This window comes from Bisgaardia hudsonensis, from assembly GCF_004345785.1.
In the GTDB taxonomy this organism is placed as follows: domain Bacteria; phylum Pseudomonadota; class Gammaproteobacteria; order Enterobacterales; family Pasteurellaceae; genus Bisgaardia; species Bisgaardia hudsonensis.
Map to the genome: position 1 here is coordinate 535,325 of NZ_SLXI01000001.1, position 21,550 is coordinate 556,874.

General features: G+C 32.0%; 24 protein-coding genes. 12 read left to right on the top strand and 12 right to left on the bottom strand.

What is annotated here, in order from left to right; all coding sequences use genetic code 11:
* The first annotated feature begins 20 nt into the window (after positions 1–20).
* Genes nusB through dapB form a run of 5 tightly spaced genes read left to right on the top strand, consistent with a single transcriptional unit; the run spans position 21 to position 3,473 of the window.
* Positions 21–458, top strand: a complete 438-nt coding sequence (nusB, locus tag EV697_RS02505) for a transcription antitermination factor NusB (RefSeq protein WP_132022186.1) — start codon at positions 21–23, stop codon at positions 456–458.
* Positions 459–483: 25 nt separating this feature from the next.
* Positions 484–1,479: a thiamine-phosphate kinase gene (gene thiL / locus EV697_RS02510; protein WP_132022188.1), complete on the top strand. Its 996-nt coding sequence runs from the start codon at positions 484–486 to the stop codon at positions 1,477–1,479.
* A 7-nt stretch (positions 1,480–1,486) separates the two neighbouring features.
* Positions 1,487–1,972, top strand: coding sequence for a phosphatidylglycerophosphatase A family protein (locus tag EV697_RS02515; protein ID WP_132022190.1), 486 nt, complete (start codon positions 1,487–1,489; stop codon positions 1,970–1,972).
* Positions 1,973–2,001: 29 nt separating this feature from the next.
* Positions 2,002–2,625: a LysE family transporter gene (locus tag EV697_RS02520; protein ID WP_132022192.1), complete on the top strand. Its 624-nt coding sequence runs from the start codon at positions 2,002–2,004 to the stop codon at positions 2,623–2,625.
* A gap of 35 nt (positions 2,626–2,660) precedes the next feature.
* Positions 2,661–3,473, top strand: a complete 813-nt coding sequence (gene dapB / locus EV697_RS02525) for a 4-hydroxy-tetrahydrodipicolinate reductase (protein ID WP_132022194.1) — start codon at positions 2,661–2,663, stop codon at positions 3,471–3,473.
* 58 nt (positions 3,474–3,531) lie between these two features.
* Here dapB and EV697_RS02530 read toward each other — a convergent pair whose 3' ends face one another.
* From EV697_RS02530 to EV697_RS02555, 6 genes are read right to left on the bottom strand one after another with little or no spacing between them, the layout of a single operon-like run.
* Positions 3,532–4,095, bottom strand: coding sequence for a YtfJ family protein (locus EV697_RS02530; protein WP_132022196.1), 564 nt, complete (start codon positions 4,093–4,095; stop codon positions 3,532–3,534).
* 34 nt (positions 4,096–4,129) lie between these two features.
* Positions 4,130–4,936, bottom strand: a complete 807-nt coding sequence (locus EV697_RS02535) for a peptide ABC transporter ATP-binding protein (RefSeq protein ID WP_132022198.1) — start codon at positions 4,934–4,936, stop codon at positions 4,130–4,132.
* 8 nt (positions 4,937–4,944) lie between these two features.
* Positions 4,945–5,997 (bottom strand): peptide ABC transporter ATP-binding protein, encoded by a 1,053-nt coding sequence (locus EV697_RS02540; RefSeq protein ID WP_132022200.1) that lies wholly within the window; start codon positions 5,995–5,997, stop codon positions 4,945–4,947.
* 10 nt (positions 5,998–6,007) lie between these two features.
* Positions 6,008–6,895, bottom strand: coding sequence for an ABC transporter permease subunit (locus tag EV697_RS02545; RefSeq protein ID WP_132022202.1), 888 nt, complete (start codon positions 6,893–6,895; stop codon positions 6,008–6,010).
* Positions 6,885–7,850, bottom strand: coding sequence for an ABC transporter permease (locus EV697_RS02550; RefSeq protein WP_132022204.1), 966 nt, complete (start codon positions 7,848–7,850; stop codon positions 6,885–6,887). The genes EV697_RS02545 and EV697_RS02550 overlap by 11 nt, the downstream gene beginning before the upstream one ends.
* On the bottom strand, positions 7,850–9,547 hold the full coding sequence (locus EV697_RS02555) for an ABC transporter substrate-binding protein (RefSeq protein WP_132022206.1): 1,698 nt from the start codon (positions 9,545–9,547) through the stop codon (positions 7,850–7,852). Before EV697_RS02555 ends, EV697_RS02550 begins: the two co-directional genes overlap by 1 nt.
* Positions 9,548–9,742: 195 nt before the next feature.
* Between EV697_RS02555 and EV697_RS02560 the strand changes: the two genes are divergently transcribed.
* The 3 genes from EV697_RS02560 to EV697_RS02570 all read left to right on the top strand — a co-directional run bounded on the left by EV697_RS02560 (position 9,743) and on the right by EV697_RS02570 (position 13,333).
* Positions 9,743–11,161 (top strand): YcjX family GTP-binding protein, encoded by a 1,419-nt coding sequence (locus EV697_RS02560; protein ID WP_132022208.1) that lies wholly within the window; start codon positions 9,743–9,745, stop codon positions 11,159–11,161.
* 62 nt (positions 11,162–11,223) lie between these two features.
* Complete coding sequence (locus EV697_RS02565) at positions 11,224–12,321, top strand: TIGR01620 family protein (protein ID WP_132022210.1); 1,098 nt, start codon at positions 11,224–11,226, stop codon at positions 12,319–12,321.
* 67 nt (positions 12,322–12,388) lie between these two features.
* On the top strand, positions 12,389–13,333 hold the full coding sequence (locus EV697_RS02570; protein ID WP_132022212.1) for a sigma 54-interacting transcriptional regulator: 945 nt from the start codon (positions 12,389–12,391) through the stop codon (positions 13,331–13,333).
* Between the two features lie 58 nt (positions 13,334–13,391).
* On the opposite strand, the gene EV697_RS02575 is transcribed toward EV697_RS02570, so the two are convergent.
* The 3 genes from EV697_RS02575 to fumC all read right to left on the bottom strand — a co-directional run bounded on the left by EV697_RS02575 (position 13,392) and on the right by fumC (position 16,037).
* Positions 13,392–13,826, bottom strand: coding sequence for a Z-ring associated ZapG family protein (locus tag EV697_RS02575; RefSeq protein ID WP_132022214.1), 435 nt, complete (start codon positions 13,824–13,826; stop codon positions 13,392–13,394).
* 103 nt (positions 13,827–13,929) lie between these two features.
* A complete protein-coding gene (locus EV697_RS02580) occupies positions 13,930–14,541 on the bottom strand; it encodes a chalcone isomerase family protein (protein WP_132022216.1) in 612 nt (203 codons plus the stop codon).
* A gap of 101 nt (positions 14,542–14,642) precedes the next feature.
* Complete coding sequence (fumC, locus tag EV697_RS02585) at positions 14,643–16,037, bottom strand: class II fumarate hydratase (protein WP_132022218.1); 1,395 nt, start codon at positions 16,035–16,037, stop codon at positions 14,643–14,645.
* A 377-nt stretch (positions 16,038–16,414) separates the two neighbouring features.
* Here fumC and EV697_RS02590 point away from each other — a divergent pair, with 377 nt between their 5' ends.
* Both EV697_RS02590 and EV697_RS02595 read left to right on the top strand, forming a co-directional pair.
* Positions 16,415–17,143, top strand: coding sequence for an AzlC family ABC transporter permease (locus EV697_RS02590; protein ID WP_236824071.1), 729 nt, complete (start codon positions 16,415–16,417; stop codon positions 17,141–17,143).
* Position 17,144: 1 nt separating this feature from the next.
* Positions 17,145–17,474 (top strand): branched-chain amino acid transporter permease, encoded by a 330-nt coding sequence (locus EV697_RS02595; RefSeq protein WP_132022220.1) that lies wholly within the window; start codon positions 17,145–17,147, stop codon positions 17,472–17,474.
* Between the two features lie 61 nt (positions 17,475–17,535).
* On the opposite strand, the gene EV697_RS02600 is transcribed toward EV697_RS02595, so the two are convergent.
* On the bottom strand, positions 17,536–18,330 hold the full coding sequence (locus EV697_RS02600) for an MOSC domain-containing protein (RefSeq protein ID WP_132022222.1): 795 nt from the start codon (positions 18,328–18,330) through the stop codon (positions 17,536–17,538).
* A complete protein-coding gene (gene dacB, locus EV697_RS02605; RefSeq protein WP_236824072.1) occupies positions 18,327–19,715 on the bottom strand; it encodes a serine-type D-Ala-D-Ala carboxypeptidase in 1,389 nt (462 codons plus the stop codon). The genes EV697_RS02600 and dacB overlap by 4 nt, the downstream gene beginning before the upstream one ends.
* Positions 19,716–19,939: 224 nt before the next feature.
* Between dacB and greA the strand changes: the two genes are divergently transcribed.
* On the top strand, positions 19,940–20,416 hold the full coding sequence (gene greA, locus EV697_RS02610; RefSeq protein ID WP_132022226.1) for a transcription elongation factor GreA: 477 nt from the start codon (positions 19,940–19,942) through the stop codon (positions 20,414–20,416).
* 44 nt (positions 20,417–20,460) lie between these two features.
* Here the strand turns inward: greA and yhbY are convergent, their stop codons facing one another.
* On the bottom strand, positions 20,461–20,760 hold the full coding sequence (gene yhbY / locus EV697_RS02615) for a ribosome assembly RNA-binding protein YhbY (RefSeq protein WP_132022228.1): 300 nt from the start codon (positions 20,758–20,760) through the stop codon (positions 20,461–20,463).
* Positions 20,761–20,876: 116 nt separating this feature from the next.
* Between yhbY and rlmE the strand changes: the two genes are divergently transcribed.
* Entirely contained in the window at positions 20,877–21,506 is a 630-nt protein-coding gene (rlmE, locus tag EV697_RS02620) for a 23S rRNA (uridine(2552)-2'-O)-methyltransferase RlmE (RefSeq protein WP_132022230.1), read from the top strand.
* The last annotated feature ends 44 nt before the right edge of the window (positions 21,507–21,550 follow it).

A 21,550-nucleotide genomic window follows, 5' to 3' on the forward strand; every position in this document is an offset into this window, starting at 1 on the left:
TATAAAAAATAGAAGATAATATGACAGAAAAAGTAAAAAAAATCTCGCCACGTCGTCGAGCGAGAGAATGTGCTGTGCAAGCATTATATTCTTGGGCGATTTCAAAAAATTCGCCTGAACAGATTGAATTGACCTTTTTTATTGATCAGGAAGATGAATTTAAAGGTGTTGATAAGCCTTATTTTCGTAAATTATTCAATGGTGCCATATCTAATGTTGATACAGTAGATACTACAATGACGCCTTATTTAGATCGCGCATCAGATGAATTAGATCCCATTGAACGAGCAATTTTACGTCTTTCAGTATATGAATTACAATTTGAGCTAGATGTTCCTTATAAAGTAGTGATTAATGAGGCGATTGAAGTTGCTAAAGTATTTGGATCTGACGATAGCCATAAATATGTTAATGGTGTGTTAGACAAAGTAGCTTCTTCATTATCTCGTCGTGGATAATAAATAGGCGTTAAAAGGAATTACAATGAGTAATGGTGAATTTGAGATTATTCAGCGTTATTTTACTTTATCTAAACGTCCTCCTCGTAAAGATGTGATTGTATCTATTGGCGATGATTGTGCTATTACTGAGCATCGCCAAAGTCAGCGGATAGCAATAACTACTGATACAATGGTAGAACATACGCATTTTTTACCGACAATATCAGCCGCCGATTTAGCTTATAAACTAGTTGCGACAAATTTAAGTGATCTTGCTGCGATGGGGGCGGAGCCTGCTTGGTTTTCTTTAGCTTTAACATTACCTAATATTGATGAACAATGGTTAAGTGAATTTAGTGAGAGCTTCTTTGCTATATTAGATCATTATAATGTGGAACTTATTGGTGGTGATACGACAAAAGGTCAAGTTAAAACATTAACCGTTACAGCACAAGGTATTATTCCTAAAGGTAAAGCTTTGTGTCGACATAGTGCTAGAGTAGGTGATTGGATTTATGTTTCAGGATCTCTTGGGGATAGTGCTGCTGGTCTAGAATTATTATTAAAAGGTAAAACTGCGGTCAATTTAACCGAAGAATTTTTAATAAAACGTCATTTACGTCCAACACCAAGAGTATTATTAGGATTGGAGCTTTCTAGTTCTTTATTGGCTAATGCCGCAATTGATATTTCAGATGGTTTAGTTGCAGATTTAGGGCATATTTTAGAACGAAGTGATTGTAGTGCTGTAATTGATTTAGATAAATTACCTTTATCGCCTGAATTAATTTCTTATGCTGGGCGAGAGAAAGCCGAGATATTCGCACTGACTGGTGGAGAGGATTACGAACTATGTTTTACTGTTTCTCACGATAAGAAAGATAAGTTAAATAGATATTTGGCTAATATTGGCGTACCTTATACTTGTATTGGACAACTTCGAGCTATTCATAGTAATAACAAGCAACGAATAAATTTTCAACGTGATGGTCAAAAAGTTATCTTGGACAATCTAGTTGGTTTTGATCATTTTAAATAGGCTATTTATGCAACATAATCCTCTTGATAATCTTAGTTTAAAAAATCCGATTCATTTTTTTGCATTAGGTTTGGGATCTGGATTGATGAAACCTGCACCAGGTACTTGGGGAAGTTTTATTGCTACAATTATTGGTTACTTTCTATTACAAATTGTTAATCATAGTTTTTTTACTATCTTTACAGTGCTTTGTTTTTGGATTGGTTGCTATTTGTGTCAGAAAACTGCAGAAGATATGCAAGTTCACGATCATGGTGCAATTGTTTGGGATGAATTTGTTGGGATTTTTATTACGATACTTGCTATTCCTGAGCTTTCAGTCAAGTGGTGTATCGTTGCATTTGTTATATTTCGATTTTTTGATATTCTCAAACCTTATCCAATACGTTACTTTGATCAAAAATTAGAGAGTGGATTTGGTATTATGATTGATGATGTTTTAGCTGCGATATATTCAATTGGGGTTATTTTTATTTTTAGAATAATTTTCTAGTATTATTCGATTTTAATATAGGTAGTAGAATGTTAAACCTTTTTATCATTCATTTAATTGGGCTAATGAGTCCAGGGCCTGATTTCCTCTATGTTGTTAGAACGGCGATTAGAGATTCAAGAAGTCGTGCTATTGCCTCTGTATTTGGCATTACACTTGGTGTTGGTTTTTGGGCTATATCGGCAATTTTAGGATTATCTTTATTATTTACTACGTATCCTTTTTTGCAAGGTATTATAATGTTACTAGGCGGAAGCTACTTACTATATATAGGCTTTCATATGCTAGCAAGTCGTCATAATATAAGATTTGAGGACGCTTACCAGTCTGAAAATACGACCATAGGAAAAGCGGTTTTAAAAGGCTTGTTTGTTAATTTATCCAATGCAAAAGTTGTTATTTATTTTAGTAGTGTAATGTCTTTTGTATTGGTAGATATTACCGAAACGGGAGTCATTTTTGGTGCTTTATCTATTATTGTTATAGAAACTTTTCTTTATTTTTATTTAATATCTTTTTTATTTTCAAGAGGTATGGTAAAACAATTTTATTCTAATTATAGTCGTTATTTAGATAATATTGCTGGGATAATATTTTTAGGATTTGCGTTATATTTAATTTATAGCAGTATTCAATTAGAACTTAAGATTTAGTTTAATGTTTACGAATATAAAAGAAGGAACAGATTATGACATTAAGAATTGCTATTGTTGGTGCTGGTGGAAGAATGGGGCGTCAGTTAATTCAAGCTGTGTATAATGCTGAATCTATTGAATTAGGTGCAGTATTTGAACGACAAGGATCTTCTTTGGTTGGTGCTGATGCTGGTGAATTAGCAGGTATTGGTAAATTAGGTGTGATAGTAAAAGATGATTTAAATACACAAAAAGATCAATTTGATGTATTAATTGATTTCACTCGTCCAGAAGGAACTTTAGAACATATTCAGTTTTGTATTAAAAACCATAAAAAAATGATTATTGGTACTACTGGATTTGATGATCAAGGTAAACAAGTGATTCGAGATGCTTCTAAGAATATTGCAATTGTGTTTGCTTCCAATTACAGTGTGGGTGTTAACCTTGTTTTTAAATTGTTAGAAAAGGCAGCAAAGGTAATGGGGGATAATTGTGATATTGAAATTATTGAAGCTCATCATCGACATAAAGTAGATGCACCTTCTGGTACAGCACTATCTATGGGTGAACATATTGCGAAAATATTAGATCGAGATTTGAAAAAAGATGGGGTTTTTGCTCGTGATGGGATAGTCGGTGAAAGAAAACCAAATGAAATTGGATTCTCTACTATTCGTGCTAGTGATATTGTTGGGGAACATTCAGTATGGTTTGCTGATATTGGTGAAAGAGTAGAAATATCTCATAAAGCATCAAGTCGAATGACCTTTGCAAATGGGGCTGTTAGAGCGGCTAAATGGATTAGTGCTAAAGAAACAGGTTTATTTGATATGACTGATGTTTTGGATTTGAATAATTTATAGTAGATAAGACCGCACTTATGGTAAGATAAATACTTATAATAAGTGCGGTTCTATTTTTTTATTTATTTTTTAATAATTCTTTTACTAAATTGATGATTTTATCTATTTCTTCAGAAGATAATTTTCCTTCTGATACGTATTGTACTTTAGCATTTTTATCTAATACGACAATCAAGCTTTCCTTCTCTTTTAATTGCCACGCATTTTTGACAGTGCTGTGTTGATCAAGAATAATTTGGCTATGCTCATTTTCTTTTTTTGCTTCTTCTGTACTTGTTTTTACAAAGATAGCCGTTCCAAATATCGCATCATCTGCATTAATGATATTTGTTGTTTGATAGTGAGTAGGATTAAATTTTGCATTTTTAATTGCTGACATTAAAGGAATATTTTTTTCTTTGACTGTTGTACGTCCTGCGATATGTTGCAAGACTCTTACTTTTCCAATCAAATTCTGAGAATTCCAGACTTGGTATTCAATTTGATCATCTATCAGTTTCAATTCTCCCTTTTCTTCTATTTTAACTAAAGGTAATGCTTCATTGATTTTGATATTATGAGCAAAAACATTGCTAGCAATAAATACAGAGATTACAGAGGTAAATAATGTTAATTTTTTCATATATATTCCTTATTGAAATAATTTGAATTGTATTTTAATTTTGTATTGATTCCCAAGAATCATTTGTTAATAATTGACCAAAGTGACTTTCTACTAAGCGTTTTGTTATATCAGCTTTAGGCTCCGTAAATAACTGTTTTGTTGAGCCATATTCAACCATTTTTCCTTCATCCATTACTAAGACATCATCAGCAATATGTTTTATAATTCCCAAATTTTGTCCAATGTAAATATAAGAAATACCTAACTTTTCTTGAATATCTAACATTAGATTCATCAGTTGTATTTTAACTGTCGCATCTAATGATTCCAGTGCGTCATCAATAATAATTATTTCAGGATAAAGGATAATTGCTCGGGCTAGTGCAATACGTTGCTTTTGGCTGATAGACATTGAACTAATGCCAATATGAACATGTTCTGGACGAAGTCCTACTAAGCGTAATGTACTGGCGATTCTTTGATTTCGTTCTTCTTCATTAAGATTTGTAGAAAGCTCTAAAGGGGAATCGAGTATCTGTCCAATATTTAAACGAGGGTTAAAAGCAGAATTAGGATCTTGAAAGACCATTCTAATATGTTGTGAGCGGTATTGATAATCACCAAATTTCAGCTTTTTACCTTTAAATAAAATTTTTCCATAAGAGGGCTTTTTTATTCCTACAATCATTTTAGCAACAGTTGATTTTCCCGAACCATTTCTCCCTATAATTGCTAAGGTCTTTTTTCTTTCTAGTGTGAAGCTAACATCATCTACTGCTTTAAATTTTGAAGCACCAAACAAGCCGATATAATCACTAAATGATTTTGTTAAGTTTTCTACTTTTAGTAATGAAAGCATTATTCTTCCTAGTTATTATTTGCAGTATTAATTGTTAAAGGCTCTAATATATTATTTTTTTCTTTCATTTGATTGTCTCTTAAATTTATTGGGTAGTGGCAAGCAAATTCATGTTGTTTAATTTTTACAGTTGATGGTTTTATGACACATTTTTTTTGCGAAAATGGACAACGAGGACCTAATCGACACCCTATTGGCATTTGATTTAACAGAGGAATATTCCCCTTCAACGTACCTAAATGACTTTTTAACGGTATAGGTTGCTTAAAATCAGGCATAGAATGTAGTAATGCCTTTGTATAAGGATGATGTGGTTGTTTTAGAATACTTTCTTTAGGACCAGACTCTGCATTTTGACCACAATATAAAATCGTCAAATGATCACACCATTCAGCAATGCTGGTAATATCATTACTTGCAAGTAGAATAGTCGTACCTAAATTTTGATTCATACTTGAAAGTAATCGAAATACTTGGGTTTTAGTAATCGATTCTAGTGAGTTAGTTGGCTCATCTGCAATTAGTAAACGAGGTTGATTAGCGATGGCTAGGGCTACCATCACTTTTTGACCTTCTCCCTCGGTAATTTCTGTTGGATAACTTCCCATTATATCTTTATGATCTTTAATTCCAACTCGATGTAATAATTCTATTGCGCGACGTTTTTTCCAACCAAACCATTGCCACCAACGTCCTTTGAAGGTCCAAGATGGAATATTTTGTATTAATTGTTTTGCAATTTTTTTACTCGGATCTAAAGAGTTCAGAGAACCTTGATAAATCATCGAAATTTCTCTTCCGATAATTTTTCTTCGCTTCATTGGATTTAATTTTAATAACTCAATATCATTGAATCGAAATCTATCAGCGGTAACAATCCAAGAGTCCTTAGCAGAATTGCAAATAACTTTTGCAATGATACTCTTACCTGATCCTGACTCCCCAACAAGTCCACAAATATCCCCTTCATTGAGCGTTAAGTTTACATTATCAACGATCCGAATATTGCCTTTTGAGGTTTTTATATCAACACATAAATTACGTATATCTAACAATGCCATAATAATTTACCTACGCATAATATTTTTCTATTGCTTTGCATAATCCGTTGCTAAAAATAAGCCCAATAATAATGGTTCCAATAATAGCAATACCTGGTAGGATAACTGTCCAAGGTGCGAGATAAAGTAGTCCCATAGAATCTTTTATCATTGCTCCCCATTCTGGCATTGGTCTTTGTGCACCCAAAGAAATAAAACTTAATGCACTAATATCAACAATAGCGATAGTTAATGCTCGTGTGATTTCTTTAATATATTGTATGGTGATATTAGGTAGAATAGTGGTTTTCAATAAATACCAATTACTCGCCCCATCTAACCTTAATGTTAAGATATAATCTTTTTTGAGTTCTTGTTGAATTGCCTGATAAATTTCGTGAATAAAGTAAGGCAATAATGCTAAGGTGATTGATAGCATTGCATTCATTAAGCTAGGTTGCATTAATGTCGCAATGATAATAGCGATTAATAACACAGGAATTGATAAAAAGCTATCAAAGAAATGTTCCAATATTCTCGAACGTATTCCCTCTGAAAATCCAGCTATAATGCCTAGTACTCCCCCAATAATAGCTGTAATGATAACCACAATTAACGCTGATCCTAAAGTATAGCTAGTACCAATTATTAAGCGACTTAATATATCTCTACCAATGTCATCTGTTCCTAGAAAATAGCTTATTTTTCCACCTTCTGCCCAAGATGGTGGCATTAATTCAAATCCAACAAATTGCTGATTGCTGGGGTATGGTGCAATAAAATAGCTAAAAATAGCGATAATAATTAAGATAACAAAAAGATAAAAACTTAATAAAGCAGCCTTATCTTGATAGAAGAGTAACCAAATTTTACGTATCCCTTGTGTTTCTCTAAATTCTTCTGGTAGTTTATCTCGCATACCAACCTTTCTTATTAAATGGATCTAATATAAAAATGAGTATTTCTGTAAATAAATTAACAATAGCAATACATAAACCAATTACAATAACACCAGCGGAGATACTATTATAATCTTGTAGGTTTACAGCATTAATTATCCAACGCCCAATACCAGGCCAGCCAAATGTTCCTTCAATTAACATACATTGAGCAACTATTATCGTAAATAATCTTGGTATTTTAGGTACAAGTAAGGGTAATGTGTTTGGTAATATGTATCTATATAAAATCTTTGTATTTGACCAACCATGCGTAATAGATATTTTTATATAATTTTGTGTAAAGAGAAAATCTGAGCGTTGTTGTACGAAACTTGCAATTTCCATTAATGGTAATATAGTTAAAACTAAAGTAGGTAATGCTAAGTGTTGTAAAACATTTTGAATAATTTTTATTTTATATGGCTCATCAATAAACCATACATCAATGATTGAAAAGCCAGTCAATGGTTTTATTTCATATAAAAGATTATAAGGACCGATAGCTGATATTTCCCAATTATTTACAGCAGAGAAATAAAGTAGAATAGGAGCTATCCAAAAAATAGGAATAGATAAACCTACTACGTAGATTGATTTTATTGTTTTTCCCAAAAAATTATGCCCATTGGTTGAACTTATAAATCCAAGTGGCAATCCTAATAGAAGAGAAAGGAACATCGCCATTGTACAAAGCTCTAAAGTCGGGGGAAGCACTGCAAAAATAAGATTTTTTACCGCTTCTCCAGCGTTATAGCTTATGCCTAGATCGCCATTTAGTAAATTTTGTAGATAGAAAAAATAACCAGAATAAAAATGAGGTGTTGCTAGAACCTCATTAAGTGGATCTTTCAATAAAATATTGTAACTAACCAAAGTTAATATAAATAATGTAATAAACAGCAGAAGTAAATGCTTTAAAAATGACACAATCATTATCTACTCTCCTGTTTTAATGAAAGCATTGAAAAATTGACATTACCAAAAGGGGACATTTTTAGTCCTTCAACGCGATTATTTACAACTAATAGTCTTTTCACGTTAGCTAAGGGAATGATTGGTACCTTAGAGAGCACTATTTCTTGGGCAATATTATAATATCTTGCTCTTGAGCGTAAGTTTGTTGTAATGAGTGCTTGATTCATTGCTAGCTCAAAAGGCGCATAGCACCAATTAGACAAATTAGTTATCTCTGTTTGAGAGCCACAGCTTAAAATTGGTCGCATAAAGCTATCTGGATCGAGGTTTCCTGCAAGCCAACCTGTTAGAATGAGATCATAATCTTCTTTCTTGTGTTGAATTTGACTAATAAGAAAAGTTCGAGTTACATTGGTTACGTTAACCTTTACCCCTACTTTTTCTAGATCAGATTTGATTAATTCTGCCATCTTTATTGGAGCTGGGTTATAAACTTGTTCTTCATTAAATACCCATATATTTAGTGTTATTTCTTTATTCGCTAAATATTTTTTGGCCGCTTCTGGATTATAATCATAAGCATAATCAGGCGTATTCACTACTGATGCCCAAGATATTTTTGGAATAATATTATTCGCTACATATGCGGTATTATGATAAATAGTTTTTGTGATTCTTTTCCTATCAATTGATTGAGATATTGCTCGACGAAAATCTACGTCTTGTATTAGCGGTTTTTGTAAATTAAAAGCAAGATAAGATAGATTCATTCCTTCTGTCGATATTAAAGAATATCGATTATTATTTTTAAGTAATCCTAATTGGCTAACTTCAAGATTGGCAGAAATATGGCATTCATTATTTAAAAATTTAACAATTCTGCCTGTTCGTTCAGTGGAAAGATCAATAATAATATTGTTGATCTTAGCATCTTTATTCCAATAATCTGGATTTTTTTCCAAACGGACATATTGATTACGAATATAATTTTTTATTTTATAAGGACCTGTACCAACAGGTAAAGTATTTAACTGAACTAAATTATCATCAGCACTTAATTGTAAGGCATATTCTTGTGATAGTATCACCGCATATTGACTAGCTAAGTGCGAAAGTACCGACGCATCTGGTTGATATAATGTAATTTCAACTTGATCTGGTTTAGTCGCTTTTACTGACTTAATTTTTTCACTTAATTTAATACTTTCAAAAAAAGGAAAGCGAACTTTTTTGGCTTTTTCGTGAAAAATTTTATATTGTGGATTTTTATAGGTTATTTCTCCCGTATCAAGTTCAGGTAATGAAGCGTTTTGACCTAAAACACGATTTAAAGAAAATACTACATCTTCTGCATTGAAATCTCTTGTTGGGGTAAACCAATCAGTATCGTGAAATTTCACATTATGGCGTAAATTAATTATGATTTTTTTACCATCGTCAGAAATTGAAAATGACCTAGCTAATACAGGCTCTAACGTGGAGCTATTATCTCTTATCTCAAATAATTTATTGTAAATCTGTTCAGTTACCACATTCATACTTGTGCCAGCATCTGCTGTTTGTGGATTGAATGAGAAACCATTTGCATTAGTGCAGTAAATTAGCCCATTATCAGTTAGTATTTTAGGTACACGAGGGGCGGAAAATACATTAAAAGTAATAGCAAACAAACAACAGAGAAGTACAGTAAATCGTATAATTTTTATTTTTAACATAACAGTAATACTGTGATAAATTTCTTCATTTATGATAGATTAGACTAAATTGTAAGGCATATTCATTAAATTGGCTAGTTTATATAGAAAGAGTTTATGAGGAATTATTTTTATATGGCGATTATATCGTAATATGAGCCAATATTTTTTATTAATTTTTGTTTAGAAATAGCGAATTAGGATATTAGAACTATTATGTTGGATTATATACAAAATGAAATTGACGATATAATTAACCGCACTTTAGATCGCTCTTTACGTATCGCTGTAACAGGCTTAAGTCGTAGTGGCAAAACAGCATTTATTACTAGTCTAATGAATCAGTTACTTAATATTAATCAATTGGAAAATAAACATCTTCCACTATTTCAGGCTTCACGTAATAAATCAATTATCGCAGTCAAACGAATTGGGCAGAAAGATTTAAAAATCCCACGTTTTGATTATGAGAGTAACCTCAATAGTTTGATGAAAACACCACCAGAATGGCCTAGTTCAACAACAGGGGTAAGTGAAACGCGACTAGCGATTCGTTATCAACGGCAACAGGGCGTAATGCGTCATTTTAAGGATAAAAGCACATTATATATCGATATTTTTGATTATCCAGGGGAATGGTTATTGGATTTACCACTATTATCATTAAGTTATCAACAATGGTCATTACAACAAGCTTCATTACCAATCCATTACCAAGCACGATATCAAGCATTATCGACTGTTTGGTTAGAAAAATTAAAAAAAATAGATCTAACCACTGCGGCTGATGAGGATATTCTGGCACAAATAGCCAAAGATTATACCGACTTTTTATTTTCAGCTAAAGCTGAAGGATTACACTTTATTCAACCTGGACGCTTTGTATTACCCGGTGAATTAGCTGGATCGCCTGCATTACAATTTTTTCCATTAATTCATCTAAAGGAAGAAGAATGGCGGAAACTGAGTGCAACTAAAAAATCAGGTAGCTATTTCTCTGTTCTTACTCAGCGATATGAGTTTTATCGTCAGAAGATTGTAAAAGTATTTTATCAAGATTATTTTTCAACTTTTGATAGACAGGTTATTTTGGCGGATTGTTTATCGCCATTAAATCATAGTCAACAAGCATTTTTAGATATGAAAGAAGCATTACAACAACTTTTCAACAATTTTCATTATGGAAAACGGAGCTTATTACATCGCTTATTTTCTCCAAATATTGATAAACTGATGTTTATTGCTACAAAAGCAGATCATATTACAACGGATCAATTACCTAATTTAATGAGCTTAATGAAACAGCTTGTACAAGAAGGAGGACATTATGTTGCATATGAAGGGATTGAAACAGATTACACGGCAATTTCTGCAATTCGAGCCACAAAACAGGTTTCTATTAATAAAGATGGGCAAGTTTTTAAAGCAATACAAGGAATGCGATCTTCTGATCATAAAAATATTACGCTATATCCAGGATCTGTACCGAATCGTTTACCTAATGCTGAATTTTGGGATAAACAGAAATTTGAGTTTGATACCTTTGAGCCACAACCTTTAGGAGAAGATGGGATGCTTCCTCATTTGAGAATGGATTTAGTGTTACAATTTTTACTAGCAGACAAACTGGATTGAAAAATCATTTCTATTCAGAAAAAGTGCGGTATTTTTTATCGAAGTTTTTAGAGTAAATGAATATGCAAAAACAAATTTTTAGTAAAGAAAATATTCAAGATAGCAAGAATGATAATAATGGAGAGCCATTTGTACCTCGTCAAGAATTTGATGAGGCGTCAGTAAAAATTGAAGACGAGGTGATAGATAGTGAAAGTTTACAAGGTGAATTATTAACAGAGGAATTTTCTGATATCGTTAAGCCAAAGCCAAAATGGTGGAAAAAAGTTTTCGTCAGTACGGTAATTTTATTTATTGTCGCAACAGTTGCTCAGTCTATTCAATGGATTATTAATAGTTGGCAACAAAATCAATGGTTATCTCTTGCATTTTCTATTGTTGCATTTTCAGTGTTATTACTCGGACTTACGATGATTATTCAAGAAATGAGACATCTTGTTGCCTTACGGAAAAGAATGTTATTACAAGAAAAAAGTGAGGCACTTTCGCTAGAAAGTGCGGTCGATTTAAACACTGATTCTCAATATAGTTTTGAAGAAGGGCAAAAATTATGTCTTTCGGTGGTAGATAATATAAAAATGCCTAAAAATACATTAGAGTTAGTGGAGTGGAAACAACTAATTAATGAAAGTTATTCGGCACAAGAAGTAGTTCACTTATTTAGCGAAACGGTATTATCACCTATTGATAAACAGGCTAAAAAACTGGTAACTAAAAATGCGGTTGAATGTGCTGTAATTATTGCAGTTAGTCCACTCGCAGTGGTTGATATGTTTTTCCTTGCTTGGCGTAATATTCGCCTGATTAATCAATTAGCTAAAATTTATGGTATTGAACTTGGTTACGTTAGCCGTTTACGATTATTAAAAATGGTCTTTCTTAATATGGCGTTTGCGGGGGCAACTGAAATTGTTCAAGATATTGGAATGGATTGGCTTTCTCAAGACATTACCGCAAAGGTATCTTCACGCATTGCTCAGGGGATCGGTGTTGGGTTATTAACAGCAAGATTAGGTATTAAAGCAATGGAATTTTGTCGTCCGATTGTATTTGAAAAAAATGAAAAACCTCGTTTATCTCATATTCAAAAAGAATTACTTACCACATTAAAGTCAACTATTTTGAGAGAAAATAAGATCAAAGAAAATGTAAAAATGTAAATTTTTCTTTCCATTTTTATTTGCTATATTATTATAGTGCTAATTTATTTTAATGAGAGAACCTTTTATGTTTTCAGAAAAAACCTCTTTTTCCGATATTATTTTTCAAAGTGAAAAAATGCGATCGGTAATTGAAACGGCAAAAAAATTTGCTGTTCTAGATGCCCCCTTACTTATTCAAGGAGAAACTGGAACAGGAAAAGATCTTTTTGCTCGAGCTTGCCATAATTTGAGCCCTAGAGGAACAAAAAAATTTATTGCCATTAATTGTGCAGGGCTACCGCCAGAAGATGCTGAGAGTGAAATGTTTGGGCATTCAGATGGGAACAATGAAACGATAGGTTTTTTTGAATATGCAGATGGTGGAACAGTATTACTTGATGGTATTTCAGAGCTTTCTTTATATTTACAAGCAAAATTACTTCGATTTATTACAGATGGAACATTTAAGAGAGTAGGCGAAGAAAAAGGTCATTATGCAAATGTGAGAGTAATTTGTACTTCCCAAGTTCCTTTACATATTTGTGTAAAACAAGGAAAAATGCGTGGCGATTTATTTCATCGATTAGATGTGCTGACGATAAATATTCCTTCGCTTCGTGAACGACCAGAAGATATTGACTTATTACTTCCCCTCTTTATTAAACAAATCTCAACAAGGTTATCGATTAATCAACCATCTTATAACGATACTTTTTTAAGTTATTTAAAAAATTATACTTGGTCAGGTAATATTCGAGAGCTATATAATGCTCTATTTAGAGCTTGTTCTTTATCTGAAAATAATCAGTTGTCTGTGAGTGGATTAAATTTGATAGAACAAGAAATTTTATCTCTCACAGTTGAACAGTTCCAAGATGAAACCTTAGATGAAATAATGGGAAAATTTGAAGCAATGGTATTACAAAAGTTTTATAGTGAATACCCAAGCACCAGAAAATTAGCCGCAAGATTAGGGGTTTCTCATACTGCTATTGCTAATAAATTAAAGCAATATGGGATTGCTCGCTAATAAAAAATAAAGGATCAAAAATTATTTGATCCTTTTATAGTAAATGATTTTATTGTATTTACTTTTCTGCTTTTAAAATGCCTGATGCACCTTCAGAATAATCTCTTGGTTGATCTTTATCATCTTCAGTTTTGTTTACTTCTATATCAATAGCATCTTGTTTTTCTTCTTTATTATCAATAAGGTTTTTAGAGAAGAGTTCTTTGTTAGCTAATTCGGGAAGTAATTCAGTTGATGAAGTGGCTAAGTGTTTATAAAGTTTTTGATAATCTTGAGCCAAAGTTTTTAATAAATCAGCACTTTCAGAAAAATGTTTCTCTAAATGTTGTTTTTGTGTTTCTAGCTCAGTTTTTGTTTGTTTTAATTCTGATTCTGTTTTAAGCTGTTTTTTTACCGATCCTTTTGTTAAACGTAATGCTAAGTAGCCGATAATAAATCCAATAACTAATCCAATAAGAACTGCTTGCCAAGTTTCTAATACAAGGTTTTCCATATTTACACTCCATTCGTGGTTAACAATGTCTTTTCACAGTATAGCATTAAAACAGGTTAAATTCTTAGATATATTTCACATTTTATTAAATCTATGTTATCTACTAGCTATAATCCTGATCTTTATTTTCAAATTGAAAATTAGGTGGTAATTGTGGTGCATTATCTTCTTCATTTAATTGCTTTATTTCAGGATCATAAAATAGATTTTCTTGATTAGAATGAGTATTTTTTTCTTTACCTATTAGCTGTGTTCTAATTTTTGAAAAATGGCTATTTTGTGATAACCATATACCTAAAAATGCTTGATTAAATGATGTTTCAAATTCAAGGTTTAAGATTGAGTCATTTAAAATGAAATAACCTTTATCCTTTAAGGCAATATAGTTTAAAACATCATTTGGTGAAAAATCAGGAAATATATTTTGTAATTGTTTTAATCGTTTATCAAAGTCTTCTTTGTAACCTAGCGATTTAATTTCTTTTATCAAGGTAATTGCAAAACTTCTGCCCTCGATAGGCTTGTTATATTTAAAGGATAATAATAAAGGTCGGTCACCTTCTGAATATTCGCCATTTTCGGTATAAAGACCCATTGTATAGACGTCAAATGGTCCCCAGTTGTAATTTGCATTACCTACCATTTCCCATTGTGCTAACACTGAATTTGAAAGTAAGCTTATGATAAATAATAACTGATAAGCTCGTCGTTTCATAAGAATCTCGTTATCTAAAAATTTTTTGCATTATAACAATAAATAAAAAAAAGGCGAGAATCTAACTCGCCTTATTTACAGATTTACAGACTATTTAGTCATTATTTTAAACTACCAACCATATCTTCAGGGCGTACCCATTCATCAAATTGTTCAGCAGTTAATAAACCTAAATTAATTGCTTCTTCTTTTAACGTTGTGCCATTTTTATGAGCAGTTTTAGCTATTTTAGCTGCATTTTCATAACCAATATGAGTATTTAACGCAGTAACTAACATCAAGGAATTATCAAGTTGCTGTTTAATGCGCGGATAGTTTGGTTCAATACCTGCCGCACAATGCTCATCAAAGGATACACAAGCATCTGCCAATAATTGAGCTGATTGTAAGAAGTTTGCCGCCATTACTGGTTTAAACACATTTAATTGGAAATGACCTTGTGAACCTGCAAATGAGATTGTTGTATCATTACCTAAAACTTGAGCACAAACCATTGTCATAGCTTCACATTGAGTAGGATTTACTTTACCTGGCATAATTGATGAACCTGGTTCATTTTCTGGAATTAAGATTTCACCGATACCAGAACGAGGACCAGAAGCTAATAAGCGAATATCATTAGCGATTTTGAATAAAGACATCGCTAATTGCTTTAATGCACCATGAGTTTCAACTACGGCATCATGAGTTGCTAATGCTTCAAATTTATTTTCAGCAGTAATAAAAGGTAAACCTGTAAATTTAGCAATATAATCAGCTACTTTTACATCATAACCTTTCGGTGTATTTAACCCAGTTCCTACTGCGGTACCACCTAATGCTAATTGACCTAAATGTGGTAATGTATTTTTTAATGCACGTAAACCAAAATCTAGTTGTGCAGCGTAGGCTGAGAATTCTTGACCTAATGTTAATGGTGTTGCATCCATTAAGTGAGTACGACCAATTTTTACGACATCTTTAAATGCTTCTGATTTTTGAGCAAAAGTTTTTTGTAAACGTTCTACGCAAGGAATAGTTACTTCTACGACTTTTTTATAAGCAGCAATGTGCATTGCCGTTGGGTAAGTATCATTAGAAGATTGAGATTTATTTACATCGTCATTAGGGTGAATAATTGATTTTTCACCTAATTTTCCACCATTAATAACATGAGCACGATTTGCAATAACTTCATTTAGGTTCATATTAGATTGTGTACCAGAACCTGTTTGCCAAATTACGAGAGGGAATTGATCATCTAATTTATTTGCTAGAATTTCATCACAAGCTTGAGCAATTAAATCACGTTTTTCGACAGGTAAAACACCTAATTCATGGTTAGCATAAGCAGCCGCTTTTTTTAAATAACCAAATGCTTCAATAATTTCTTTAGGCATTGATGCCGCTGGACCAATTTTAAAATTATTGCGTGAACGTTCGGTTTGTGCTGCCCAGTATTTATCTGCTGGAACTTGCACTTCACCCATAGTATCTTTTTCAATACGAAATGTCATTTGTTATACCTCTTTATAAAATGTAATAAAACTTTCTAAAGTTTAACACTTTAGTAGTAGAAAAGGAATGTAGGTAAAAGTGTAAAATAAAAAAGTGTGATATAGATCATTAAAGTTGATTGCATATTTTTATGGTATTTATTTTTTGTTCTTTGAATAAAATTTTATCTTAAGTTATTATATTAGCGAATATTTTTACTAGAATTAATTTGATTAAAGTGCGGTTGATTTTAGTATTATTTTTAACTTTAACTTTAACTTTAACTTTAACTTTAACTTTAACTTTAACTTTAACTTTAACTTTAACTTTAACTTTAACTTTAACTTTAACTTTAACTTTTTTATTCTTGATTATTGTTATGATGCTTGGGGAAACAATGGCTTTAACTCCACAAAAAAATAAACTTATTTTAGCTGCTGCGAAAGCTGCATTTCCTTATTCTTCACCAATGATTATGGGATTTCTCTTTTTAGGGGCATCTTATGGTATTTATATGCATTCTTTGGGATTTGGTTTTATTTATCCTATGTTAACATCAATGTTAATTTATGGTGGTTCAGTAGAGTTCGTTGTTGCTGGAATGTTATTGCTACCTTTTGCACCTCTGCAAGTTTTTTTACTGACGTTAATGATTAGTGGAAGGCAAATATTTTATTCAGTTTCTATGTTAGATAAATATGGTAGCCATTTAGGGAAAAAACGTTGGTATTTGATTAGCGCAATGGTTGATGAGAGTTTTTCGCTTAATTATATGGCAAAAATACCTGCAACGTTAGATAAAGGTTGGTATATGTTTTTTGTAACACTCTATCTACATATTTATTGGGTTGTAGGTGCGACCGTTGGTAATTTATTTAGTGAATATTCTGTTTTAAATTTACAAGGTGTTGAATTTGCAATGACTGCATTATTTTTGGTTATTTTTGTGGAAAATTGGATAAAAGAGCAATCTCATGAAGCGTCATTATTGGGGATCGGAATAACTTTATTATGTTTATGTGTTTTTGGAAAAGAGAATTTTCTTATTCCTACATTAATTGGCATTCTTGTTATATTAACTTTTCGTCGTTTCAAATTAGCATCTAAATTAGAGGTGGAAGATTAAAATGACATTAATAGAACAATGTTTAACGGTTGGTGTAGCAATTTTAGCCGTACAATTATCCCGATTATTACCATTTTGGTTATTTCCTCCCCATCGTCCCATTCCTGAATATATTCGATATTTAGGTAAGGTATTACCCGCAACGATGTTTGGTATGCTTGTTGTGTATTGTTATAAAAATGTTGATTTTTCAGATGGTTATCGAATATTACCTGAATTTATTGCGGGGACAGTAGTGGTAGTTTTACATTTTTGGAAGAAAAATATGTTTTTATCTATGTTGCTTGGGACTGGATTATATATGTATTTGGTTCAAGTGGTTTTTGCTTAGTATGTTATATAAATAATGAAGAAATTTTTTATTTCTTCATTCTGGTTTAGTTAGATCAGCTTTATTTGTAAGAAAGTATTTTAATTTCATCTCCTTCCTTAATAATACCTGTATTCATTGGAATGAGATTGATTCCAAAAAGAGGTTTACCATTCTCATTTGTATTTATTCGTTTTAAGGTACGGAAAGGTTCTGCTTTAGGATCAAGTTGATTTGTGTAGATGTTTCTGGTTGTCAAAATACAGCGAGTACAAGGGTGAGTATGTAAAAACTTTACATTACCTATTTGAATTTCATGCCAATTTTGTTCAGAAAATGCGGAATAACCTTTTATCACTACATTAGGACGAAATTGTAACATGGTTATTTCAGTTGGGCATTCAGATTTAACTTTTTCTAGTGATTCTTCTGTACAAAGTAAAATTGGATAACCATCAGCAAAAGAAACATTATATTCTGGGTAATGTTTAATTTTTCGTTGGCTTTGTTCTCCAAGCCAGCGTAGTTGTACATTATCTTTTATTTTATCTGTTAACCACTGATTAATTTCCTGTTTAGCTACAAGAGATGGGAAATGATCTCCCCAAACTTCATTATTTCGGGAATAGAGAAAATCTTGATATTGAATACGAATAAATGAACCGTTTTTATGATGGATTTCGATACCCTGAGCAATAGGGAAGGCAAATAGCTCATAAAGTGTGCTATGTGTTCTTGCGGTAATAAATTTACCATTAAGATCCGTCAGCATAAATTCTCGATCAAAATTTAATCCTTGCATTTGTACAATGGATTGGGAAATTTTATAGGCTTTAGTTGATTTTATTGGGTAAATATAAATTTCGTGTAACATTATTTCTCCTGATAAAGGGCATTATAAAGTTTATTTTCAAATTGCACTAAGGGTGCTCGTTTTGTTTTTTGGTCTAAACTACCTGTTGAATAACCATTAATAAATTGTACAAAAGCAACTTTTTGCCCATACTTATTGGTCATAAATCCTGCTAGATTATAGACACCTTTTAATGCCCCTGTTTTGGCTGAAATATTTTTAACTAATGGTTCTTTTATCATTGAACCTCGTCCACTAAGGGTGCCATCTACACCTGCAATAGGAAAACTATCAAGTAAATGTAAGCTATTTTCATTTTGAATAATGTATTCTAATGCTTGAAGCATTGTTTGAGCGGATATTAAATTATGTCTAGATAGTCCTGAGCCATCAGCCATTATAGTATTTTTGAATTTTATGCCTGCCTTTGAAGATAAAATTTGCTCAACAGCTTTTGCTCCGAGTTGAAAGGTAGCAGGGCGATTATAATAATGAAATGCGATTGTTCTGAAAAGACTATCTGCAATTTGATTATCTGATTTCTTTAACATTTTTTTGATTAATTCTGGTAGTGGTTTTGAAAAATGTTGAGCCAAAATATCGCCTTTTTGTGAATTATGTGGTTGTAAGATTTTTCCTTTAAATTCAATATTTAAACGAGCTAATTGACGTTTAATTATTTCTGCTATATAAGCATTAGGATCTTGAACAGCAAAACTTAATCCAAAAGATTTATTATGTGGAGCAAGACAGCCTTTAAGTTGATAGCGGTTATTATCATGAACGATGACATCTAATTGACAGAAGGCTGCTTCATTTTTATTTACAATTGGAATTCGACCAAAAACTTGTATTGGATATTTACTTGGAATATTAATTTTAGCTAATTGGCCTATTGGTTGATTAGCATCTAATTCAACATAAAAACAATTATTATCAATGTTGGCAGCAGATGGAGGGGAATTAAAACACATAGTTAAGTCATTCCAAATCCAGCCCAAACCACGATCATGGCCAATAAATACAGCGGTATCTAAAATGAGATCGCCAGAGATTTTATGAATGCCTTTTTGTTTTAATTGACTGAGTAATTTATAGAGTTGATCAGATGTAAAGTCAGGATCGCCAGTAAATTTAATAATTAAATTACCTTTTAAAGTATTATTTTGGATTTTTGCAGTGGTTAATAAACTTGTTTCAAATTGAAATTGTTCTTGTAGTACTAGCTTTGCCACTAGTGCAGTAAGTATTTTTTGTGTACTGGCAGGTAACATTAAATTGCTATCTTGATAATTTGCTATTATTCTATTTTCATCTAAATTCTTAGCTAGAAATCCTAAAGCTGTGCCATCAGGCAAAGTGTTCATTAAAGTAGGTATAGAAATATCTGCTTTTGTTATTTGAGGCATACAAAGTATAAGGGATACTAAACTTAGTTTTAGTTGTTTTATATTTATTAGGAATTTACACATGATGAGGATTTATGGTTGCTATTTTTTTTCAGACGAACAATAATAGTACTCTGATTAGCAAGAGTAAATATATTTCTTGCAAGAAATTATTTTATTAGCTACGGCAATATTTTTATATTGTCGTACTTTTTTTCACACAGAATAAAGGAACATAAAGGTTTATGAAACAAATTCCAATGACTGTACGTGGTGCAGAACAATTAAAACAAGAATTGGAGCATTTAAAAAATATACGCCGCCCAGAAATTATTAAAGCTATTGCTGAAGCTCGTGAACATGGCGATCTTAAAGAAAATGCAGAATATCATGCCGCTCGTGAACAACAAGGTTTTTGTGAAGGACGTATTCAAGAAATAGAGAGTAAACTATCAAATTGTCAGATAATTGATGTAACCAAATTATCAAATAATGGAAAAGTGGTTTTTGGCGCAACAGTTGTATTATTGAATGTTGATACTGATGAGGAAGTGACTTATCAGATAGTTGGAGATGATGAAGCCGATATCAAGCAAGGGCTTATTTCAGTTAACTCTCCTATAGCAAGAGGATTAGTTGCTAAAGAAGTTGATGACATAGTTAAAATTCAAACACCGGGTGGTATTATTGAGTTTGAGATAATTGAAGTTAAGTATAAATAATTGACTGTTGCGAAAAGGACGCAATATAGCGTCCTTTTTTGTCATTATTTACGGGGTAATTGAATGAGAGGTTCTTTACTTGGCTTATATAGTACGAGTATATGTCCGATTGTTTGTACTTTGTGAGAATGAGTTTCTCGGATGATAGCATCTATAATAAGCTGTTTGGTTTCATGATCTGCCCCTGAAATTTTGACTTTGATTAATTCATGATGATTTAATGCATTGTCGATTTCAGCGATAACGCCCTCAGTTAAACCATTGCTACCTAGCATAACAACGGGGTTTAAATGATGAGCTAAACCTTTTAGATATTGCTTTTGTTTTGTTGATAACGTCATTATTTTATTGTCCTAAATGATAAAAGTGCGGTTAGATTTTTATAATTTTTTTAAAAACTAACTTGAAGTAGGGAATTTTACCCTTATATTGAAAGAACTACCACAAAATTTAAGAGATTATGGGAAAGAAAAAACGTTCGGCTAGTTCAAGCCGCTGGTTAAATGAGCATTTTAAAGACCCTTTTGTGCAAAAAGCACATAAGCAAAAATTGCGTTCACGTGCTTATTTTAAACTTGATGAGATACAGAAATCAGATCGTTTATTTAAACATGGTATGACCGTGGTTGATTTAGGTGCAGCACCAGGAGGATGGTCACAGTATGTGGTTAGCCAAATTGGTGGCAAAGGACGAATTATAGCTTGTGATATTTTAGAAATGGATCCTATTGTAGGTGTTGATTTTTTACAAGGGGATTTTAGAGATGAAAATGTATTAAAGGCTTTATTAGGGCGAGTAGGAGAGAATAAAGTTGATGTGGTTATGTCTGATATGGCACCTAATTTTAGTGGGATGCCTTCTGTCGATATTCCTCGATCAATGTATCTAGTTGAACTCGCTCTTGATATGTGTAAACAGGTCTTAGCTCCTAAAGGGAGTTTTGTGGTAAAAGTATTTCAAGGTGAAGGTTTTGATGAATATTTAAGAGAGATTCGCTCTCTGTTTGATGTTGTTAAAGTACGTAAGCCCGAGGCTTCTCGAGGTCGTTCTCGAGAGGTTTATATTGTAGCCATTGGTTATAAGTATTGATTATTATATATAAATAAAAACAATTAATTTGATTGCTTTAATTT

What these genes read in the sequence shown, in the direction of transcription:
- nusB (WP_132022186.1), top strand. Translation starts at nt 21, where the DNA reads ATGACAGAAAAAGTAAAAAAAATCTCGCCACGTCGTCGAGCGAGAGAA.
- thiL (WP_132022188.1), top strand. Translation starts at nt 484, where the DNA reads ATGAGTAATGGTGAATTTGAGATTATTCAGCGTTATTTTACTTTATCT.
- EV697_RS02515 (WP_132022190.1), top strand. Translation starts at nt 1,487, where the DNA reads ATGCAACATAATCCTCTTGATAATCTTAGTTTAAAAAATCCGATTCAT.
- EV697_RS02520 (WP_132022192.1), top strand. Translation starts at nt 2,002, where the DNA reads ATGTTAAACCTTTTTATCATTCATTTAATTGGGCTAATGAGTCCAGGG.
- dapB (WP_132022194.1), top strand. Translation starts at nt 2,661, where the DNA reads ATGACATTAAGAATTGCTATTGTTGGTGCTGGTGGAAGAATGGGGCGT.
- EV697_RS02530 (WP_132022196.1), bottom strand. Translation starts at nt 4,095, where the DNA reads ATGAAAAAATTAACATTATTTACCTCTGTAATCTCTGTATTTATTGCT.
- EV697_RS02535 (WP_132022198.1), bottom strand. Translation starts at nt 4,936, where the DNA reads ATGCTTTCATTACTAAAAGTAGAAAACTTAACAAAATCATTTAGTGAT.
- EV697_RS02540 (WP_132022200.1), bottom strand. Translation starts at nt 5,997, where the DNA reads ATGGCATTGTTAGATATACGTAATTTATGTGTTGATATAAAAACCTCA.
- EV697_RS02545 (WP_132022202.1), bottom strand. Translation starts at nt 6,895, where the DNA reads ATGCGAGATAAACTACCAGAAGAATTTAGAGAAACACAAGGGATACGT.
- EV697_RS02550 (WP_132022204.1), bottom strand. Translation starts at nt 7,850, where the DNA reads ATGATTGTGTCATTTTTAAAGCATTTACTTCTGCTGTTTATTACATTA.
- EV697_RS02555 (WP_132022206.1), bottom strand. Translation starts at nt 9,547, where the DNA reads ATGTTAAAAATAAAAATTATACGATTTACTGTACTTCTCTGTTGTTTG.
- EV697_RS02560 (WP_132022208.1), top strand. Translation starts at nt 9,743, where the DNA reads ATGTTGGATTATATACAAAATGAAATTGACGATATAATTAACCGCACT.
- EV697_RS02565 (WP_132022210.1), top strand. Translation starts at nt 11,224, where the DNA reads ATGCAAAAACAAATTTTTAGTAAAGAAAATATTCAAGATAGCAAGAAT.
- EV697_RS02570 (WP_132022212.1), top strand. Translation starts at nt 12,389, where the DNA reads ATGTTTTCAGAAAAAACCTCTTTTTCCGATATTATTTTTCAAAGTGAA.
- EV697_RS02575 (WP_132022214.1), bottom strand. Translation starts at nt 13,826, where the DNA reads ATGGAAAACCTTGTATTAGAAACTTGGCAAGCAGTTCTTATTGGATTA.
- EV697_RS02580 (WP_132022216.1), bottom strand. Translation starts at nt 14,541, where the DNA reads ATGAAACGACGAGCTTATCAGTTATTATTTATCATAAGCTTACTTTCA.
- fumC (WP_132022218.1), bottom strand. Translation starts at nt 16,037, where the DNA reads ATGACATTTCGTATTGAAAAAGATACTATGGGTGAAGTGCAAGTTCCA.
- EV697_RS02590 (WP_236824071.1), top strand. Translation starts at nt 16,415, where the DNA reads ATGGCTTTAACTCCACAAAAAAATAAACTTATTTTAGCTGCTGCGAAA.
- EV697_RS02595 (WP_132022220.1), top strand. Translation starts at nt 17,145, where the DNA reads ATGACATTAATAGAACAATGTTTAACGGTTGGTGTAGCAATTTTAGCC.
- dacB (WP_236824072.1), bottom strand. Translation starts at nt 19,715, where the DNA reads ATGCCTCAAATAACAAAAGCAGATATTTCTATACCTACTTTAATGAAC.
- greA (WP_132022226.1), top strand. Translation starts at nt 19,940, where the DNA reads ATGAAACAAATTCCAATGACTGTACGTGGTGCAGAACAATTAAAACAA.
- rlmE (WP_132022230.1), top strand. Translation starts at nt 20,877, where the DNA reads ATGGGAAAGAAAAAACGTTCGGCTAGTTCAAGCCGCTGGTTAAATGAG.